Genomic DNA, 16,993 nt, shown 5'->3' with positions numbered 1-16,993 from the left:
CCGTTGTGCCCCGCAGCATCCGCTTTCTTGCACTGCGTCTTGCAAAAAAACAATTTCCTCCCCATGGTGCAATCGATTGCATTGCGGCGAAATCGTCAGTGTTTGATACCGGTTGGGAGGCCGGAAGGTGGATGTCCATCCATTCGATCAGACCGGGCCCGGGGCTCACGCGGCGCGATGCGCTGCGCATCGCGGTTGCCGGCAGTCTCGGCCTCGGCGCTGCGGGCGTTCTGCCTGCGTTTGCAGCCACTGCGCCGCTCAAGGGCAACCTGAAGCATTCCGTGGCCCGCTGGACCTTCCCGCAGCTGTCGGTCGCCCAGCTCTGCCAGACGGTGAAGGGCATCGGTTTTGCCGCGATCGACCTGGTGGGCCCGGAGGATTGGCCCACGCTGAAGGCCCATGGCGTATACAGCTCGATGTGCAACGGCGCCGAGCTGGGCCTCACCAAGGGCTTTGCCGGCCGCGAGTTCCACGACCAGCTGGTGGAGCGCTATACGCGGCACATCGATCTGGTCGCCGATGCCGGCTATCGCAATCTCATCTGCTTTTCTGGCAACCGCAACGGCATGGACCCGCAGGAGGGCATGGCCAACGCCGAGGCTGGCCTCAAGCGCATCCTCGGGCATGCCGAGAAACGTGGGGTGGTGCTGGTGATGGAACTGCTCAACTCCAGGGTCGATCATCGCGACTACCTGTGCGACCACTCCGCATGGGGCGTGGCGCTGTGCCAGCGGCTTGGCTCGGACAACTTCGGCCTGCTGTACGACATCTACCACATGCAGATCATGGAGGGCGACATCATCGCCACCATCGGCAAACACCATGCCTGCTTCAAGCACTACCACACCGCCGGCGTGCCTGGACGGCACGAGATCGGGGACCAGCAGGAGCTCAATTACCCCGCCATCTGTCGCGCGATCCGCGACACCGGTTTCGATGGTTATCTGGCGCAGGAATTCATGCCTGCAGCGCCGGATCCCGTCGGCTCGCTGCGCGAGGCGATCCGCCTCTGCGACGTCTGAAACGATATCCACCAGGTGAGAGATCCATGGCAGACAATCATTACGACGCCATCGTTGTTGGCTCGGGAATCAGTGGCGGTTGGGCGGCGAAGGAATTGACCGAGAAGGGCCTGAAGGTCCTGATGCTGGAACGCGGACGCAACATCGAGCACGTCAAGGACTACGTCAACGCGATGAAGGAGCCGTGGGATTTCCCGCATCGCAACCGGCCTACACAGGCGATGAAGGCTGCCTTCCCGGTATTGATGCGCGACTACGCGCTGGCCGAGAACCTGCAGGGCATGTGGGCCGACGAACAGGAATCGCCCTACATCGAGACGAAACGATTCGACTGGTTCCGCGGCTACCACGTGGGTGGCCGTTCGCTGATGTGGGGCCGTCAGAGTTATCGCTTCTCTGACCTGGATTTCGAAGCAAACCTGAAGGACGGCATCGCCACCGACTGGCCGATCCGCTACGCCGACATCGCTCCCTGGTACGACCATGTGGAGAAGTTCGCCGGCATCGCCGGCACGCGTGAGGGACTGGATGTGTTGCCGGACGGCGAGTTCCTGCCGCCGATTCCCTTGAACGTCGTCGAGAAGGATGTGGCCGCGCGTATCAAGAAGGCCTTCGGCGGAACGCGCCACATGATCCACTCGCGTACCGCCAACATCACCAAGCCCATGCCCGAGCAGGGCCGCGTCAACTGCCAGTACCGCAACAAGTGCATCCTGGGCTGTCCCTTCGGCGCCTACTTCTCGACCCAGGCAGCGACGCTGCCGGCGGCGATGAAAACCGGCAACCTGACCCTGCGGCCCTTCTCGATCGTCAAGGAAGTGCTCTACGACAAGGACCGCAAGCGTGCGCGCGGCGTGGAGGTCATCGACGCAGAGACCGGGCAGACCTACCAGTACACCGCCAAGGTGATCTTCCTCAACGCGTCCTCCTTCAACTCGACCTGGCTGCTGATGAACTCGGCCACCGATGTGTGGGAAGGCGGGCTGGGCTCTTCGTCCGGCGAGCTAGGGCACAACGTGATGGACCATCATTTCGGTGCTGGCGCCTCCGGCCGGGTCGAGGGCTACGAGGACAAGTACTACTTCGGGCGCCGTCCCTGCGGTTTCTACATTCCGCGGTTCCGCAACGTCGCTGCCGACAAGCGCGGCTACCTGCGTGGCTTTGGCTACCAGGGCGGTGCCAGCCGCACCGGCTGGTCGCGCGAGATCGCCGAGCTGAACATCGGCGCCGACCTGAAGGAGGCGCTGACCGTGCCGGGTGACTGGCGCATCGGCATGACCGGCTTCGGCGAAATGCTGCCGCACCACGACAATACGATCCGCCTGGATCGGGACCGCAAGGACAAGTGGGGGCTGCCGGTGCTGGCGATGGACGTAGCCATGCGCGCCAACGAACTGGCGATGCGCAAGGACATGGCCGCCGATGCCGCCGAGATGCTGGAGGCGGCCGGCGTCAAGGACGTGAAGATGCACGACAATGACTATGCCCCGGGCAAGGGCATCCACGAGATGGGGACCGCGCGCATGGGCCGCGATCGCAAGAGCTCGGTATTGAACCAGCACAACCAGGTATGGGACGCCCCGAACGTCTACGTCACCGACGGAGCCTGCATGACCTCCAGCGCCTGCGTGAATCCGTCACTGACCTACATGGCGTTGACCGCGCGCGCCGCCGACCACGCCGTGCGCGAACTGAAAGCGGGGAACCTCTGATGGATCGCCGCGAACTGCTGAAGATGATCGTCGCCGCCACCGGCGCGGCCATGGTTGGCCTGCCTGCGCTTGCGCAGGGGCAGGCGCAGGCTGCTGCTACGAAGATCCACTTCTCCGACGCCGATGTCGGCACGCTGGATGAGATCGCCGAGACCATCCTGCCGCGCACGAAAACGCCGGGGGCCAAGGATGCCGGCACCGGTGCTTTCATGGCGACGTTCGTCAGCGACTGCTACACCGCCCGGCAGCAGGCGACGTTCCGCGCCGGCCTGGCCGATATCGACAAACGCGCCGGCGGCCGCTTCGTTTCACTCGCGCCGCAGGCCCGCACCGAGCTGCTGCGCGTGCTGGATGCGGAGGCCAGAAAGCACGTGGTCGAGGTAACCGAAACCGGCACTGCCGAGGCAGGAGAAGCGATGCCGCACTACTTCACGATGATCAAGCAGTTGGCCATCTTCGGCTTCTTCACCTCGAAGGTCGGCGCGACCGAAGTGCTGCGCTACGTCGCCGTGCCGGGGCGCTATGACGGCGACCTCGCCTATGTTCCCGGCACACCTGCATGGGGGACCGGCTGATGGAAAGCGGCATGATGATCCGCCCGCTGTTGCTTGCGGCCGGCCTGCTGGCTGCTGCACCAGCGTTCGCGCAGGCCGGTGCCGATCCCGCGCGCGATCCGAAGAAGACCGAGGTGTGGACGCCTGTGCCCGCAGTCGTGGCCACGGCTGCGGGCAAGGCCCCGTCCGACGCGATCGTGCTGTTCGATGGCAAGGACGTTTCCGCCTGGGAATCGGAGCAGGGCGGGCGTGTGCCCTGGGCCGTAGCCGATGGCGCCATGACCGTCGTCCCGGGCAGCAAGGGCATCCGCACCAGGCAACGCTTCTGCGACATCCAGCTGCATGTCGAATGGCGCACGCCCACCGATACGAAGGGCTTCGATGGCCAGAACCGGGGCAACAGTGGCATCTTCCTGCAGGAACTGTATGAGCTGCAGGTGCTCGACAGCTACAACAACCCGACCTATGCCAACGGCCAGGCGGGCTCGATCTACAAGCAGGCCATGCCGTTGGTGAACGCCTCGCGTGCACCGGGCGAGTGGCAGGCCTACGACATCCTCTGGAAGGCGCCGCGCTTCTCGCCGGGTGGCGGGCTCACCTCGCCCGCACGTATCACCGTGCTGCACAACGGCGTGCTGGTGCAGGACGATACCGTGCTGGCGGGCAAGACCGAATACATCGGCGCGCCTTCGTACGCGCCACATGCGTGTGCGCCCATCTATCTGCAGGAGCATGATTCCAAGGTCAGCTACCGCAACATCTGGGTGCGCGAGTTGTAACGGCGGCCTGCTACTTCGCCAGGAAGCTGGTGATGTCGTCGATCTCCTGTTGTGACAGCTGAGCGAAGGGCGGCATCAATCCGCCGCCCTTCCTGATCTTGTCCTTGATCTGCGCCGGTTGCAGGCGCTTGCTGACGTCGGTGAGCGCGGGGAATGCGCCCGGCATGCCTGCGCGGTCGGCGCCGTGGCAGGCCGTGCAGTTCGCGGCGTAGAGCTTGGCACCGGCGGCAGGGTCGTCCTTGCACCACGCGCTGGTCGCAAGCGTTGCGCCACATGCCATCACAGCCAGTTTCAGCATCGTCTTCAAGAAGGGGCTCCTTTGCGGGCTAGCGCTGCGCGCTGGCGGGCAGGGTGACGGTCAGGTGTTCACGCAGGTAGTCCGCGCCGGTCTGGATGACCTTGGCCGGGTCGCGCGGCTGGTCGTGCTCGACGATGTACCAGTGCACGCCGGCAGCGGCTGCGGCAGGCAGGATGGTCTTCCAGTCCAGCACGCCCTGGCCCACGGCGGCGAAGCCACCCTCGTCTTCGGCTTGGCCCTTGGGTGCGTTGTCCTTGGCGTGTACCGCGAACAGCCGACCGCGGAACGTTGCCAGCATCACCGCCGGATCGAGGCCCGCACGGGCGACCCAGGCCAGGTCCAGCTCGGTCTGCAGGTCGGGCCCGGCGGCTGCGAACAGCAGTTCCAGGCCGGTCCTGCCATTGAAATCGACCAGCTCGAAATCGTGGTTGTGGTAGGCCAGGCGCATGCCTTTGGCACGTACCTGTTTCGCGATCCTGCCAAGCTCCTGGCCCAGTGCGGTCCAGCCCGCGGCGTCTGTTGGCCGATCCTTCGCATCCAGGTAAGGCACCACCAGCGTGGTGTTGCCGATCGACCGGTTGAAGGCCACCACGCCATCCAGGTCCTTGCGCAGCTCGGCCAATGGCACGTGCGACGAAATCGCCTTGATCGAATACCGGTCCAGCAACTGCTTCAGTTCGGTGGCGCTGACGCCCTGCGTGCCCACCGTTTCCACCGCGTGCACGCCGGCGTCGTGGACGATCTTCAACTGCTGGTCGAGCGGGCCGGCGTTGCGCAGCGTGTACATCTGTACCGCGATCGGCTTCTGCGGGCCCGGAGCTTCGAGTGCCAAGGCAGGCAGGGCAGCGAGCAGCAGCAGTGCGAGGGTCGCAGCTCTACAAACAGGGATGTTCATCAACAGATCCTCCGGGGATTCAACCGATGGCGGTCCAGGCGCGCGTCCTGGCCGATGCAATGACACGATCGACAATCTGCGCCGAGCGAACGCCGTCTTCGAAGGTGGGCAGGCCCTCAGGCCGCTCGCCTTCGATGGCGCGATAGGTATCAGCAACAAATGCTTCGAAACAATGGCCGTAGCCCTGCGCGTGCCCGGCCGGCAACAGCGACAACCGGCGCTGTTCGGCACTGCCGGCCCCGGGACCACGCACGAAGACTTCCTCGCGCTGCTCGGGCAGGCCGATCCACAGGCGCTCGGCGTCTTCCTGGTTGAACGCCAGGCTGGCCCTGGCGCCATCGATCTCGAACCAGAGGCGGTTGTGACGCCCCGCCGAGACCTGGCTGACCGTCAACGACGCGAGCGTGCCGGCACCGGTCCGGAACATGGCCGCCGCCACGTCCTCACTCGCCACCGCCTGCATCGCGCCGCCGGCCACCGCTGTGGTGAAGCTCTGCCCGGTGTCGGTGCTGCGTTGTGCGATCACCGTGTCGAACGCCGCGCTGACCTCGGTGAAACGCTCGCCGCTGACCCATTCCACCAGGTCGCACCAGTGCGAGCCGATGTCGGCAAACACGCGCGATGTTCCGCCCAGTGCCGGGTCCACGCGCCAGTTGTTGCTGGCCGGGTCCAGCAGCCAGTCCTGCAGGTAGCTGCCATGGATCAGGTGCAGCGGTCCCAGTTCGCCCTGCGCGATGCGTGCACGCGCCTCGCGGACCACAGGGTGATAGCGGTAGACGAAGGGCACCGTGGCGATCAGTCCGGTCGAGGCAGCCAGCGCCGCCAGCGCCTGCGCATCCTCCAGCGTGGTCGCCAGCGGCTTCTCGCAGACCACGTGCTTGCCGGCTTCCAGCGCGGCCTCGGCCATGGAGCGGTGCAGGTGGTTGGGCGTGCAGATGTGCACGACCTGGACCTGTGGATCGGCGATTACTTCCTCGATGTCCCGATAGGCACGCGGAACACCCCACGACTGCGCCACCTCAAGCGCGCGTTGCGGGGAGGAGGCGGCCACGCCACGGATATCGGCGCCGGCCAACAGCGCCGCGCGGCGATGCACGGCAGCGATCATGCCCGTGCCGACGATGGCGATTCCAGGTGTGGGCATCGGTCGAGATCCTCAGCGAGTGGAAGGCGCGGCCGCGACCACCGGCCGGTCGCGGAACAGCAACAGGAAGGCGATCAGCACGACCAGCGCGACGCCTGCGGGGAACAGCCAGATCCGTTGCCAGTCCGGGCCCGCCGCGGTGGTGTAGTGCTCCACCACCGCGCCGGACAGGAACGTGCCGATCAACATGCCCACGCCGTACGTGGCCAGGGTGATGAAGCCCTGCGCGCTGCTGCGCGCGGCGGGGCCGGCATGTGCATCGGTGTAGATCTGGCCGGTGACGAAGAAGAAGTCGTAGCAGATGCCGTGCAGCACGATGCCGATCACCAGCAGCGAGAAGCCGCCACCCGCATCGCCAAAGGCGAACATGGCGTAACGCACTACCCATGCGGCCATGCCGACCGCCAGCATCGTCTTCACCCCCAGCCGCACGAACAGGAACGGCATGGCCAGCATCAGCAGCACTTCGGAGACCTGCCCCAGGGATTGCAGGCCGGCCGCGCCGCGCACGCCCAGATCATTGAGATAGGGGTTGGTGAAGTTGTAGTAGAACGACAGCGGAATGCAGATGGCGATGGAGGCCAGGAAGAACACCAGATACGAGCGCGATTTCAACAGCCGCAGCGAATCCAGGCCCAGGATCTGCCCCAGCCCAGCATCGCGCTGCTGCGCCAGCGGCGGTGTGTGCGGCAGGGTGAACGCGTACAGACCGAGGGCCAGCGACGCCATCGCCGCCATCCGGAAGGTCAGTTCGAGCCGATGCGCCTGCTCCCAGCCCAGCCAGCCGATCAGCACGCCGGCCACGATCCAGCCGATGCTGCCGGCCACGCGCACCGGGGGGAATTGCTTCTCGGGCGACTGCATGTGCCGCATCGCTACGCTGTTGGCCAATGCCAGCGTCGGCATGAACAGCAGCATGTAGCCCATCACGCAGCCGAAGAACGTGTTGAAGTCCGTCGCCGTGGACGCCAGCCACATCAGCGCCGCGCCGGCCAGGTGAAGTACCGCGAGGATGCGCTGCGCCGCGAAGTAGCGATCAGCGATCAGGCCGACCAGGAAGGGGGCCACGATGGCGCCGATCGATTGGCTGAGGAAGGCCGTCGCCACCTGGCTTGCGCTGGCCTGCAACGGGCCCTGCACCAAATAGGTACCGAGGGTCACGAACCACGCGCCCCAGATGAAGAACTGCAGAAACATCATCGCGCCCAAGCGCGACATCGCGTGCGTCATGGCTTGCCCTCCCGGGGCGGTAATGGCTCAGATTCCCAGCATGCGGTGCAGTGATTGCGGGTCCGTGCCGCTGTCGGCGAAATCATCAAAGGCGCGCTCGGTCACGCGGATGATGTGGTCGCGGATGAAGGGAGCACCCTCGCGCGCGCCGTCTTCCGGGTGCTTCAGGCAGCACTCCCACTCCAGCACTGCCCAGCCGGGAAAGTCGTACTGCGCGAACTTCGAGAAGATCGCCTTGAAGTCGATCTGGCCATCGCCGAGCGAGCGGAATCGGCCGGGACGATCGATCCAGTCCTGGTAGCCGCCATACACGCCACTGCTGGCACTGGCGTGGTACTCGGCGTCCTTGACGTGGAAGATGCCGATGCGGTCGTGGTAGCGGTCGATGAAGCCGAGGTAGTCCATCTGCTGCAGCAGCAGATGGCTGGGGTCGTACAGGATCTTCGCGCGGGGATGGTGGTCCACCACGTCGAGGAAGCGCTCGAAGGTCGCGCCGTCATGCAGGTCCTCGCCCGGGTGGATCTCGAAGCACAGGTCCACGCCGCACGCGTCGAACGCATCCAGGATGGGGCGCCAGCGGCGGCCAAGTTCGGCGAAGGCTTCTTCCACAAGACCAGGCGGGCGTTGCGGCCAGGGGTAGAAGTAGGGCCAGGCCAGCGCACCGGAGAACGTGGCATGCGCGGTCAGGCCCAGGCGCTGGCTGGCCTTGGCGGCCAGCAGCAGCTGCTGCACCGCCCAGGCCTGGCGGGCGACAGGATCACCGCGTTTGTCCGGTGGCGCGAATCCGTCAAACAGCGCGTCATAGGCGGGATGGACGGCGACCAGCTGCCCCTGCAGGTGGGTGGACAGCTCGGTGATCTGCACGCCATGCCGGGCCAGCATGCCGGCGATGTCGTCGCAGTACGCCTGGCTGCGCGCCGCCTCGGCCAGATCGAACAGGTGGGGCGCGCTGGTCGGCACTTGTAGGCCAGAATAGCCCAGGCCCGCGGCCCACCCGGCCAGCGTGTCCAGCCGATCAAAAGGAGCTGTGTCGCCGATGAACTGCGCCAGGAACAGCGCTGGACCCTTGAGCGTCTTCAACGTGATTCGCCCTCGATGCAATCGATTGCATTATCCTAGCAGGGGCTCACGCAGGACCTGTTGTGCACTGCACAGCGGACAGGAGAACTAACGCCATGGCCACCATCTACGACATCGCAAAGCACGTCGGCGTCTCTGCCGGCACGGTGTCGCGCGCACTTTCCCGGCCGGACAAAGTCCTGCCGGCTACGCGTACGCGCATCGAACAGGCGGCCGCGGCGCTGGGCTATGTTCCCAACACGGTGGCGAGGACGCTCAAGACCCAGCGCAGCGGCAAGATCCTGGTCACTGTGCCGGACATTGCCAACCCGTTCTTCGCCCAGATTCTGCAGGGCGCGGAGGACGCGGCGCAGGCCGTCGGCTACGCCGTCTTGTTGGGCGATACCCAGAACCTGCCCGAGCGCGAGGAGCGTTACGCGCAGATGCTCCGGCGCAACGAGGCCGATGGCCTGATCGTGCTGGGGCATCGCCTGCCGCCGACGGCGCGCGATATTGTCGAGCAACGGGGTGTCACCGCGCCGGTGGTCAACGGCTGTGAGTTCGACCCCGCGCTGGGCATTCCCAGCGTCCACATCGACAACGCCGCCGCCGCGCGCGCGGTGATGGAACACCTGTACGGCCTGGGGCATGAGCGAATCGCCGTGGTAGGCGGGCCGCCCGACAATCCGCTGCACACGCAACGGCTGGAAGGGGTTCGCGCCGCCGGCAGGGCGCGTGGCCGTCTGCGCCACCTCAGCGTCGTGCCGGGTGACTTTTCCGTGGAGTCCGGTCATGCGGCCGCGATGGCACTGTTGGCCGTCGCGCCGGCGCCCACCGCGATCTTCTGCTTCAGCGACCAGATGGCGCTGGGCACCCTGGCAGCCTGCCGGGATCTGGGCGTCCGCGTGCCCGATGACCTGTCCATCGTTGGCTTCGATGACCTGGCGTCATCGCGTTACCTGACGCCTCCGTTGACGACCATCAGGCAGCCGATGCGGGAGATCGGCGAGCGCGCGGTCAACCTGCTGCTCGCCATCATCGAACAGGCGGACGTGCCGCGTCAGCAGACGCTGGAGTTCAGCCTGATGGTGCGGGGCTCGACGGCATCGCCGAAGAAAGGGTGAGGGCAATGGCGGCGCGACATGATGCCGCGCCTTCGCTGCCTCAGGGCTTGCCGCGCTTCGCGTCCACGCTGTAGCGCCCTGGCCCGCTGCACGCCAGCAGCAGGAAACCGCCGGCGATGGCCAGATTCTTCAGGAACATGATCTGCTGCACCTGGTCTGCCAGCTGGTGGTGGAAGATGAAGGCCGTGACCAGGCTGAAGGCGGCCAGCACCGCGGCCACTGCCCGGGTCTGGAAGCCGAACAGGATGCACAGTGCCGTGCCGATCTCGAACAGGATGGTGGGCCACAGCAGCATGCCGGGAAGACCCATCGCCGTCATGTAGCCCTGTGTTGCCGCCGGGTCGGACAGCTTGCCCAGGCCCGATACCAGGAACAGCAGCATCAGCAACACGCGGGCGGCCAGCTTCGCAAGGGAGTGAAGCGATGTGTTCACGGCAACGTCCTCAGGGTGGGCAGCGTGGATGGCGGTCGAGAACCTGTGTGGGCATCGAAGCCCATCACGGGTGAAGTCGGTGTTGAGGCCTGCTGTGCTGGAAGCCTGCGGACAGGCGTACGGTGCGTCCCTGCCTCAGCGTCGCTCATACCACCCGCGCGACGCATTGACGATGCGCACCACCGACAGCATCACCGGCACTTCGATCAGCACGCCGACCACCGTCGCCAGTGCCGCACCGGAATGCACGCCGAACAGGCCCACGGCGGTGGCCACGGCCAGTTCGAAGAAGTTGCTGGCGCCGATCAGCGCCGAGGGTCCGGCCACGCAGTGCGCGACCCCCAGGCGGCGGTTCAGCAGGTAGGCCAGCCCCGAGTTGAAGTAGACCTGGATCAGGATCGGTACCGCCAGGATGGCGATGACCAGTGGCTGCCGCACGATCTGCTCGCCCTGGAAGCCGAACAGCAGCACCAGCGTCAGCAGCAGCGCCAGTAGCGAAACCGGCCCCAGCGTTCGCAGTGCGGACTGCAGGCCGGCCTGCCCCCTACGGGCCAGCAGCCAGCGCCGCAGCAGTGCGGCCACCAGCACCGGCGCGATGATGTACAGCGACACCGACAGCAGCAGCGTGTCCCACGGCACGCTGATCGCCGACAGGCCCAGCAGCAGTGCCACCACCGGTGCATAGGCCACCACCATGATGGCGTCGTTCAACGCCACCTGGCTGAGGGTGAAATTGGCATCGCCGCGGCACAGGTTGCTCCACACGAACACCATGGCGGTGCAGGGCGCCGCTGCCAGCAGGATCAGCCCGGCGATGTAGTTGTCGACCTGTGCGGCGGGCAGCGCATCGGCAAACACGTGGCGCAGGAACAACCAGCCCAGCAGTGCCATCGAGAACGGCTTGACCGCCCAGTTGATGAACAACGTCACGCCGATGCCTTTCCAGTGCTGGCCGAGCTGGCGCATCGCACTGAAATCGACCCGCAGCAGCATCGGGATGATCATCAGCCAGATCAGCACGGCGATGGGCAGGTTGACCTTCGCCACCTCCGCCGACGCCAGCGCAGCAAATGGCTGCGGCAGCGCGTGGCCAAGCAGGGTGCCTGCGACGATGCACAGCGTCACCCACAGCGTCAGGTAGCGCTCGAACAACCCCATCGGTGCCGGCGCGCTCACGCCTGGCCGTCCTCGGGTTGCACGAAACCGATGCGATCCAGCGCGTCTTTCAACTGCCCGTGGTCGGACCAGGTGGCAGCGGGCAATGCCAGCAGGGCCAGCAACCGTGCCTTGACGATGGCATGTGCCTGCGCGAACGCGGCCGCCTTGTCATCCGCGCTGCCCTCGACGGCGGCCGGATCGGGCAAGCCCCAGTGCGCACGCACGAAGTCGCCGAACACCACCGGGCACGCCTCGGCCGCTGCGGCATCGCAGACCGTGATCACCAGGTCCATCGGCGCGGCATCGGCGAACTCGTCCCACGATTTGCTGCGCAGGCCTGCGGTAGGGATGCCCTCGGCCTGCAGCTGGGCAAGGGCGAATGGATTGACCGCGCCGGCCGGCTGGCTGCCGGCGCTGAACACCTCGAAGCGGTGGCCGGCCCACGCCCGCAGCGTGGCTTCGGCAAGAACACTGCGGGCGGAATTGCCCGTGCACAGGAACAGGACGCGTTGGGTGGTCACGAAGCGGATCTCCGGTCAGCAGGCGCAATCAGGGGACGTCGGGCTGCAGGCCGGATCGGGCGAGCCTGCGCAGCAGTTGTGGGTGAGGTACTCGATCAGGCCGGTCATGGCGCTGAAGTTGGCGCGGTAGCAGACGTTGCGGCCCTGGCTCTCGCTCTCGACCAGCCCGGCCTGCAGCAGCTCCTTCAGGTGGAAGCTGAGCGTGGCCGGCGGCACCTGCAGGGCGCTGCCGATGTCGCCGGCCATGCGGCCAGCCGGGCCGGCCTCCACCAGCAACCGGAAGGCGGCCAGGCGGGTGGCATGGCCAAGGGCGGTGAGGGCGGCGATTGCATTCTTCGTTTCCATGTTTCTAGAATAGTCGAATGAATGAATCCGTCGCAAGTCCCGCCCTCCCGCATCTGGCCGAAGCCTCGCTTCCCCAGCCCGACCCGGCCCTGCTGGGCGCCGGCCGCACGCACCCGCCCAGGATCCTGCTGCTGTATGGCTCGCTGCGCCCGCAGTCGTTCAGCCGCAAGCTGGCGCTGGAGGCCGAACACCTGCTGCGCCACCTCGGCTGCGAGACCCGGGTGTTCGATCCGCATGCGTTGCCCATGCTCGACAGCGTCGGCGCCGATCACCCTGAAGTGCAGCGCCTGCGCGCGTGGTCGCAATGGTCCGAAGGCCAGGTCTGGATCAGCCCGGAGCGCCATGGCACGGTCACCGGCGTGTTCAAGAACCAGATCGACTGGTTGCCGCTGGAAGATGGTAGCGTGCGCCCGACGCAGGGCAGGACGCTGGCGGTGATGCAGGTCAGTGGCGGTTCGCAGTCGTTCAACACGGTCAACACGCTGCGCGTGCTGGGGCGGTGGATGCGCATGCTGACCATCCCCAACCAGTCGTCGGTGGCCAAGGCATGGCAGGAGTTCGACGAGAACGGGCGGATGAAACCCTCGGCGTACTACGACCGGGTGGTGGATGTGATGGAGGAACTGGTCAAGTTCACCCTGCTCACGCGCGATCGTTCGGACTACCTGGTGGATCGCTACAGCGAGCGCAAGGGTGATCAGCAGGCGGCCGCACTGGCACGTTCGGCAGGGGCGGTGGTCGCACGTTGACGGCAGGCGGCGGCCGCAAGGACGCGCGCGTGCGCAGGCGCATCACCTCAATCCACTACCATGGGCCACCCCTCCAGGATGTGCCCCGATGTCGCTCGTCATCCCGACCCTGCCCAAGCCTCCCGCCGCACGCATCGCCGCCTGGCTGATGATGCTGCTGGGCATGTGGCTGGCACTGAAGCTTGGCCTGGTGGTGACCCTGCTGTCGGGCCTGCTGGTGTTCCAGCTGACCCATGTGCTGGCCTCCACCGTGGAAGGCAAGCTGCGTCCCGGGCGGGCGAGGGCGATCGCAGTGATCGTGCTGTCGGCGGTGATCATCGGCGTGCTGGTGCTGGCCGGTATCGGCGTGGCGGCGTTCTTCCGCAACGAGACTGGTGGCCCTGACGTGCTGCTGGCGCGGTTGATGGACATCCTCAACACCTCCCGGCACCAGGTGCCGGCGCTGCTGCAGCCCTACATCCCTGAAGACCTGACGGCGCTGCGTGCGGCCGTCAACGACTGGGCCGCCGAACACCAGCGCCAGCTGGGCGTGGCCGGCACGTCAGTGGTGCAGGTGGGGGTGCGCGTGCTGATCGGCATGGTGCTGGGCGCGATGATCGCGCTGTACGACGAACTGCCGCTGCCGAAGATGGGCCCGTTGGCGCAGGAACTGATCGGCCGCACCAGCCGCCTGGCCACCGCGTTCCGCCAGGTGGTGTTCGCGCAGGTGAAGATCTCGCTACTCAACACCGTGTTCACCGCCATCTTCCTGCTGGGCGTGCTGCCGCTGTTCGGCGTGCACCTGCCGCTGTCGAAGACGCTGGTGCTGATCACTTTCCTGGCAGGCCTGCTGCCGGTGGTGGGCAACATCATCTCCAACACCATCATCGCCATTGTCGCGCTGTCGGTGTCGTTCTATGTGGCCGTGGCTGCGCTGCTGTACCTGGTGGTGATCCACAAGCTGGAGTACTTCCTCAACGCGCGCATCGTCGGCGGCGAGATCCAGGCGCGCGCCTGGGAACTGCTGCTGGCCATGCTGGTGATGGAAGCGGCGTTCGGCCTGCCCGGGCTGGTGGCTGCGCCGGTGTTCTACGCCTACGTGAAGCGCGAACTGGTGGACCAGCGCTGGATCTGATCCACCTTCACGCGGGTGCGGCGCTACACTGATCCGCACGCCAGGGGGTACATCGATGGGCCGCAGGGCATCGCCAAACGGACTGCAGACCTGGCTCTGGATCCTCGCTGGCCTGTTCGTGCTGTGCACGCTGCCGCTGATGGCCATTGCGCTGGTGCAGGGCACGCAGCGCTACACCGAAGCCGAGGCCAACCTGGTCAGCCTGCAGCAGCTGCGGCTGACCTTCGAGCTGGCCAATCTGGTGTCGGCCGAGCGTGGACCGGCCAACAGCCTGCTCGGCGCCGACAGCGCAGATGCGCAGGAGCAGCGCCGGCTGGCCGCACAGCTGGCGGTCGCCCGGCAGCGGGTGGACGCAGCGACGCAGCACCTGCAGAGTGTGTTCCAGACCGATCTGCGGGTGGTGGACGAAACACCGCGCCTGCATGAAGCGCGGCGGCGGCTGCAGACCGCGCGCGCTGCGGTGGACCGGGTTGCCGCGTTGCCCAGAGGTGAGCGCTCGGCAGAGGAGGTGGAGCACGCGATCAACAGCATGTTCGCGGTGTACGACCGGCTGCAGGCGCTGACGTCGGTGCAGATCAGCGATCTGGTCGCCGCCGATCGCGAAGCCGCGATTCCTGCCATGCAGGGGCAGATCCTGATCGATCTGCGCGAACACGGTGGCCGCTTGGCATCGAACGTGATGGCGCCGCTGGCCGTGCCCGGCGCGTGGCGGGAGCCACAGGTGCGCGCCGCGCAGCAGACCGAAGGGCGCCTGCTGGAGCTGTGGCGGTTGGCCGCCAGCCACGAGTCGGTGTTCCGCAGCGAGCCGACGCTGTCCTGGCACTGGGACATGGCGCGCCGCCAGTTCTTCGGCCAGTCGCTGCCGATGGTGGAACAGCTGATCGAGGATGGTCGGCGCGGCGTATCGCCCCCCTGGACGGCGGCCGAGTTCACCGCGCGCTACGTGCCCACCCTGCAATCGCTGGAAGCGCTGCGCGATGGTTACCTTCGCGTTTCGATCGCGCGCTTCGAGCACACCCGCAACAAGGAGGCAGTACGCCTGGCTGTGCTGGCCGCCACTGCCTTGGGGACGTTGCTGCTGCTTGCGCTGGCGCTGCGAATTGCCCACGTACAGATCCTGCGGCCGTTGCTGCAGGCGCAGGCGCAGGTGATCCAGATCGCCTCGGATACGCCGGGTGCGGAGCAGCACGCCACTCATCCGATGGCGGAAATGCAGCGCCTGTTCGATGCCATCGAGGTGCTGCGGGCGAAGTCGCACCAGCGCTCGGCATTGACCCGTGAGCTGCGCGAGCTGGCCGATACCGATCAGCTGACCGGCCTGTTGAACCGCCGCTCGCTGGAGGAACGAGTGCGACAGCGGCATGCCGATGGGAGCACGCAGGCGGTGGTGATTCTGCTGGACGTGGATCATTTCAAATCGATCAATGATGGGCAGGGCCATGCGGCCGGTGACGATGTGCTGGTGCAGGTGGCGCAGCTGCTGCGCAGCCACCTGCGCCGCAACGACAGCGTCGCCCGCTACGGCGGCGAGGAATTCCTGGTGCTGCTGGCCGACGGTGATCTGGCCAGTGGACGGCAGCTGGCCGAGTCGCTGCGGGTGGCACTGCGCGGCAAGGACATCGTGCTGAGCAGCAGCGACATCCTGCGGGTCACCGCCAGCTTCGGTGTTGCCCAGGGCACGCTTGACCCGATCGGCTGGCATGCGCTGGTACGTGCCGCCGACACGGCCATGTACGCGGCCAAATCACTTGGCCGCGACCGTGTGCAGGTGGCCACGGGTGGGCGTGCGCCGCGCTGAGGAAGGCCTTGTTCATCGCCAGCGCACGCGTTCCTGCCTAGACTGGCCGCTCGTCTGCCGGAGGAGTACGCCATGACCCTGCGTTCCGTTGTGACTGCCACGCTGGTGGCGGGCCTGTTCGCTGGCTGCGCCAGCAGCGCACCGCAACGCGATGCTGGCGCCGATGCGCCGCGTCATCCTTCGATCGCCGCCGATGCCAGCCCGGTGCCAGCCTTCACCGGTGGTGGCGAAGGCTGGTCCATCGAGATCGCCTCCACCGGCAAGGGCAATCACGATGCCACGCTCACCGTTGCTGGCCGCAGCAGCGCAGGCACGCTGCGCTACCTCGGCCAACCGGCCGGTGCGCCCAGTTCGTTGACGGTGCTCAACGGTGAGTTGGACAAGCAGCCGACCATTGTTGAGATCAAGCGCGAGCCCTGCCGCAACGCCGAAGGCGTGGATACATCGGCCAGCGTGCAGGTGACGGTTGCAGGCCAACCGCAGCGCCGCGGCTGCGGCTTCCTGGCCGTGTACTGACCGACGCACACATGATCGACATCCCATTGCTGGAGACACCGCGCCTGCGCCTGCGCGCGCAATGCCTGGACGACTTCCCGGTGTATGCCGCGTTCCTGGCCTCGCCGCGGGCGCGCGGCATGGGCGGGCCGTTCGGTGAGGTCGCTGCGTGGGGACAGTTCTGTCACGACCTCGCCAGCTGGCACCTGTTCGGTCACGGTGCCTTGATGATCGAGCGCCGCGACACGGGCGAGTGCATCGGCCAGGTGGGCATCAACCACGGCCCACTGTTCCCGGAACAGGAACTGGGCTGGCTGCTGTACGCCGGGCAGGAAGGGCAGGGGTTCGCCAGCGAAGCGGCGGCGGCGCTGCGTGATTGGGCATTCGTGGTGCGCGGATTGCCGACGCTGGTGAGCTACATGGCAGCGGACAACCACGCTTCGCAGGCCGTGGCGGTTCGCCTTGGTGGGGTGCTGGACGGGGCGGCCGTGCGCAGCGATCCGGACGATCTGGTGTTCCGCTATCCGCGCTGATGAGTGACGGTCACCGCGGCGCGGCTGCGT

19 protein-coding genes are annotated in these 16,993 nt (G+C 66.6%); 10 read left to right on the top strand and 9 right to left on the bottom strand.

Translation table 11 applies throughout. From position 1 onward, the window contains the following. Positions 1-131 precede the first annotated feature (131 nt). The 4 genes from ACFX4F_RS15245 to ACFX4F_RS15230 are packed head-to-tail and all read left to right on the top strand — an operon-like array spanning position 132 to position 4,067. Positions 132-1,022 (top strand): hydroxypyruvate isomerase family protein, encoded by an 891-nt coding sequence (locus ACFX4F_RS15245; protein ID WP_380656751.1) that lies wholly within the window; start codon positions 132-134, stop codon positions 1,020-1,022. Between the two features lie 26 nt (positions 1,023-1,048). Beyond that, positions 1,049-2,734, top strand: a complete 1,686-nt coding sequence (locus ACFX4F_RS15240; RefSeq protein ID WP_346559497.1) for a GMC family oxidoreductase — start codon at positions 1,049-1,051, stop codon at positions 2,732-2,734. Then, positions 2,734-3,309 (top strand): gluconate 2-dehydrogenase subunit 3 family protein, encoded by a 576-nt coding sequence (locus tag ACFX4F_RS15235; protein WP_346579621.1) that lies wholly within the window; start codon positions 2,734-2,736, stop codon positions 3,307-3,309. Before ACFX4F_RS15240 ends, ACFX4F_RS15235 begins: the two co-directional genes overlap by 1 nt. Further along, on the top strand, positions 3,294-4,067 hold the full coding sequence (locus tag ACFX4F_RS15230) for a DUF1080 domain-containing protein (protein ID WP_380656709.1): 774 nt from the start codon (positions 3,294-3,296) through the stop codon (positions 4,065-4,067). Before ACFX4F_RS15235 ends, ACFX4F_RS15230 begins: the two co-directional genes overlap by 16 nt. 10 nt (positions 4,068-4,077) lie before the next feature. Here ACFX4F_RS15230 and ACFX4F_RS15225 read toward each other — a convergent pair whose 3' ends face one another. The 5 genes from ACFX4F_RS15225 to ACFX4F_RS15205 are packed head-to-tail and all read right to left on the bottom strand — an operon-like array spanning position 4,078 to position 8,714. Then, the gene (locus ACFX4F_RS15225) at positions 4,078-4,365 is read right to left on the bottom strand and encodes a c-type cytochrome (protein ID WP_380656748.1); all 288 of its coding nucleotides are present in this window, start codon (positions 4,363-4,365) and stop codon (positions 4,078-4,080) included. 28 nt (positions 4,366-4,393) lie between these two features. After that, complete coding sequence (locus ACFX4F_RS15220) at positions 4,394-5,260, bottom strand: sugar phosphate isomerase/epimerase family protein (RefSeq protein WP_380656706.1); 867 nt, start codon at positions 5,258-5,260, stop codon at positions 4,394-4,396. A gap of 19 nt (positions 5,261-5,279) precedes the next feature. Further along, entirely contained in the window at positions 5,280-6,404 is a 1,125-nt protein-coding gene (locus tag ACFX4F_RS15215) for a Gfo/Idh/MocA family protein (RefSeq protein WP_380656703.1), read from the bottom strand. Between the two features lie 12 nt (positions 6,405-6,416). Then, on the bottom strand, positions 6,417-7,634 hold the full coding sequence (locus ACFX4F_RS15210; protein ID WP_180163866.1) for a nucleoside permease: 1,218 nt from the start codon (positions 7,632-7,634) through the stop codon (positions 6,417-6,419). Between the two features lie 27 nt (positions 7,635-7,661). Further along, the gene (locus tag ACFX4F_RS15205; protein WP_380656700.1) at positions 7,662-8,714 is read right to left on the bottom strand and encodes a sugar phosphate isomerase/epimerase family protein; all 1,053 of its coding nucleotides are present in this window, start codon (positions 8,712-8,714) and stop codon (positions 7,662-7,664) included. A gap of 95 nt (positions 8,715-8,809) precedes the next feature. Between ACFX4F_RS15205 and ACFX4F_RS15200 the strand changes: the two genes are divergently transcribed. After that, the gene (locus ACFX4F_RS15200; protein WP_380656697.1) at positions 8,810-9,817 is read left to right on the top strand and encodes a LacI family DNA-binding transcriptional regulator; all 1,008 of its coding nucleotides are present in this window, start codon (positions 8,810-8,812) and stop codon (positions 9,815-9,817) included. Between the two features lie 40 nt (positions 9,818-9,857). Here the strand turns inward: ACFX4F_RS15200 and ACFX4F_RS15195 are convergent, their stop codons facing one another. The 4 genes from ACFX4F_RS15195 to ACFX4F_RS15180 form a co-directional block, all read right to left on the bottom strand. Continuing rightward, positions 9,858-10,250: a DoxX family protein gene (locus ACFX4F_RS15195; RefSeq protein WP_380656694.1), complete on the bottom strand. Its 393-nt coding sequence runs from the start codon at positions 10,248-10,250 to the stop codon at positions 9,858-9,860. Positions 10,251-10,385: 135 nt separating this feature from the next. After that, on the bottom strand, positions 10,386-11,408 hold the full coding sequence (gene arsB / locus ACFX4F_RS15190) for an ACR3 family arsenite efflux transporter (protein ID WP_380656745.1): 1,023 nt from the start codon (positions 11,406-11,408) through the stop codon (positions 10,386-10,388). A gap of 14 nt (positions 11,409-11,422) precedes the next feature. After that, positions 11,423-11,929 carry an arsenate reductase ArsC gene (locus tag ACFX4F_RS15185; RefSeq protein WP_380656691.1) on the bottom strand — a complete coding sequence of 169 codons (507 nt, stop codon included), beginning with the start codon at positions 11,927-11,929 and terminating at the stop codon, positions 11,423-11,425. 15 nt (positions 11,930-11,944) lie between these two features. Beyond that, complete coding sequence (locus tag ACFX4F_RS15180) at positions 11,945-12,274, bottom strand: ArsR/SmtB family transcription factor (protein ID WP_380656688.1); 330 nt, start codon at positions 12,272-12,274, stop codon at positions 11,945-11,947. Between the two features lie 17 nt (positions 12,275-12,291). Here ACFX4F_RS15180 and arsH point away from each other — a divergent pair, with 17 nt between their 5' ends. The 5 genes from arsH (at position 12,292) to ACFX4F_RS15155 (ending at position 16,963) form a co-directional block, all read left to right on the top strand. Further along, positions 12,292-13,023: an arsenical resistance protein ArsH gene (arsH, locus tag ACFX4F_RS15175; protein WP_380656685.1), complete on the top strand. Its 732-nt coding sequence runs from the start codon at positions 12,292-12,294 to the stop codon at positions 13,021-13,023. An 88-nt stretch (positions 13,024-13,111) separates the two neighbouring features. Then, complete coding sequence (locus ACFX4F_RS15170) at positions 13,112-14,137, top strand: AI-2E family transporter (RefSeq protein WP_099819337.1); 1,026 nt, start codon at positions 13,112-13,114, stop codon at positions 14,135-14,137. A 55-nt stretch (positions 14,138-14,192) separates the two neighbouring features. Beyond that, a complete protein-coding gene (locus tag ACFX4F_RS15165) occupies positions 14,193-15,935 on the top strand; it encodes a diguanylate cyclase (RefSeq protein ID WP_380656680.1) in 1,743 nt (580 codons plus the stop codon). A gap of 72 nt (positions 15,936-16,007) precedes the next feature. Then, entirely contained in the window at positions 16,008-16,451 is a 444-nt protein-coding gene (locus ACFX4F_RS15160) for a hypothetical protein (protein ID WP_380656677.1), read from the top strand. A gap of 11 nt (positions 16,452-16,462) precedes the next feature. Continuing rightward, positions 16,463-16,963: a GNAT family N-acetyltransferase gene (locus ACFX4F_RS15155; protein ID WP_380656674.1), complete on the top strand. Its 501-nt coding sequence runs from the start codon at positions 16,463-16,465 to the stop codon at positions 16,961-16,963. Positions 16,964-16,993: the final 30 nt, after the last annotated feature.

The sequence above is a fragment of the Stenotrophomonas sp. YIM B13575 genome, assembly GCF_042787595.1.
Taxonomy (GTDB): Bacteria; Pseudomonadota; Gammaproteobacteria; order Xanthomonadales; family Xanthomonadaceae; genus Stenotrophomonas; species Stenotrophomonas lactitubi_B.
This window is presented reverse-complemented; position numbering and strand designations above follow the sequence as displayed.

Coding starts and splice junctions, on each gene's coding strand:
- ACFX4F_RS15245 (WP_380656751.1), top strand. CDS start 132: ATGTCCATCCATTCGATCAGACCGGGCCCGGGGCTCACGCGGCGCGAT.
- ACFX4F_RS15240 (WP_346559497.1), top strand. CDS start 1,049: ATGGCAGACAATCATTACGACGCCATCGTTGTTGGCTCGGGAATCAGT.
- ACFX4F_RS15235 (WP_346579621.1), top strand. CDS start 2,734: ATGGATCGCCGCGAACTGCTGAAGATGATCGTCGCCGCCACCGGCGCG.
- ACFX4F_RS15230 (WP_380656709.1), top strand. CDS start 3,294: ATGGGGGACCGGCTGATGGAAAGCGGCATGATGATCCGCCCGCTGTTG.
- ACFX4F_RS15225 (WP_380656748.1), bottom strand. CDS start 4,365: ATGCTGAAACTGGCTGTGATGGCATGTGGCGCAACGCTTGCGACCAGC.
- ACFX4F_RS15220 (WP_380656706.1), bottom strand. CDS start 5,260: ATGAACATCCCTGTTTGTAGAGCTGCGACCCTCGCACTGCTGCTGCTC.
- ACFX4F_RS15215 (WP_380656703.1), bottom strand. CDS start 6,404: ATGCCCACACCTGGAATCGCCATCGTCGGCACGGGCATGATCGCTGCC.
- ACFX4F_RS15210 (WP_180163866.1), bottom strand. CDS start 7,634: ATGACGCACGCGATGTCGCGCTTGGGCGCGATGATGTTTCTGCAGTTC.
- ACFX4F_RS15200 (WP_380656697.1), top strand. CDS start 8,810: ATGGCCACCATCTACGACATCGCAAAGCACGTCGGCGTCTCTGCCGGC.
- arsB (WP_380656745.1), bottom strand. CDS start 11,408: ATGGGGTTGTTCGAGCGCTACCTGACGCTGTGGGTGACGCTGTGCATC.
- ACFX4F_RS15180 (WP_380656688.1), bottom strand. CDS start 12,274: ATGGAAACGAAGAATGCAATCGCCGCCCTCACCGCCCTTGGCCATGCC.
- arsH (WP_380656685.1), top strand. CDS start 12,292: ATGAATGAATCCGTCGCAAGTCCCGCCCTCCCGCATCTGGCCGAAGCC.
- ACFX4F_RS15170 (WP_099819337.1), top strand. CDS start 13,112: ATGTCGCTCGTCATCCCGACCCTGCCCAAGCCTCCCGCCGCACGCATC.
- ACFX4F_RS15165 (WP_380656680.1), top strand. CDS start 14,193: ATGGGCCGCAGGGCATCGCCAAACGGACTGCAGACCTGGCTCTGGATC.
- ACFX4F_RS15160 (WP_380656677.1), top strand. CDS start 16,008: ATGACCCTGCGTTCCGTTGTGACTGCCACGCTGGTGGCGGGCCTGTTC.
- ACFX4F_RS15155 (WP_380656674.1), top strand. CDS start 16,463: ATGATCGACATCCCATTGCTGGAGACACCGCGCCTGCGCCTGCGCGCG.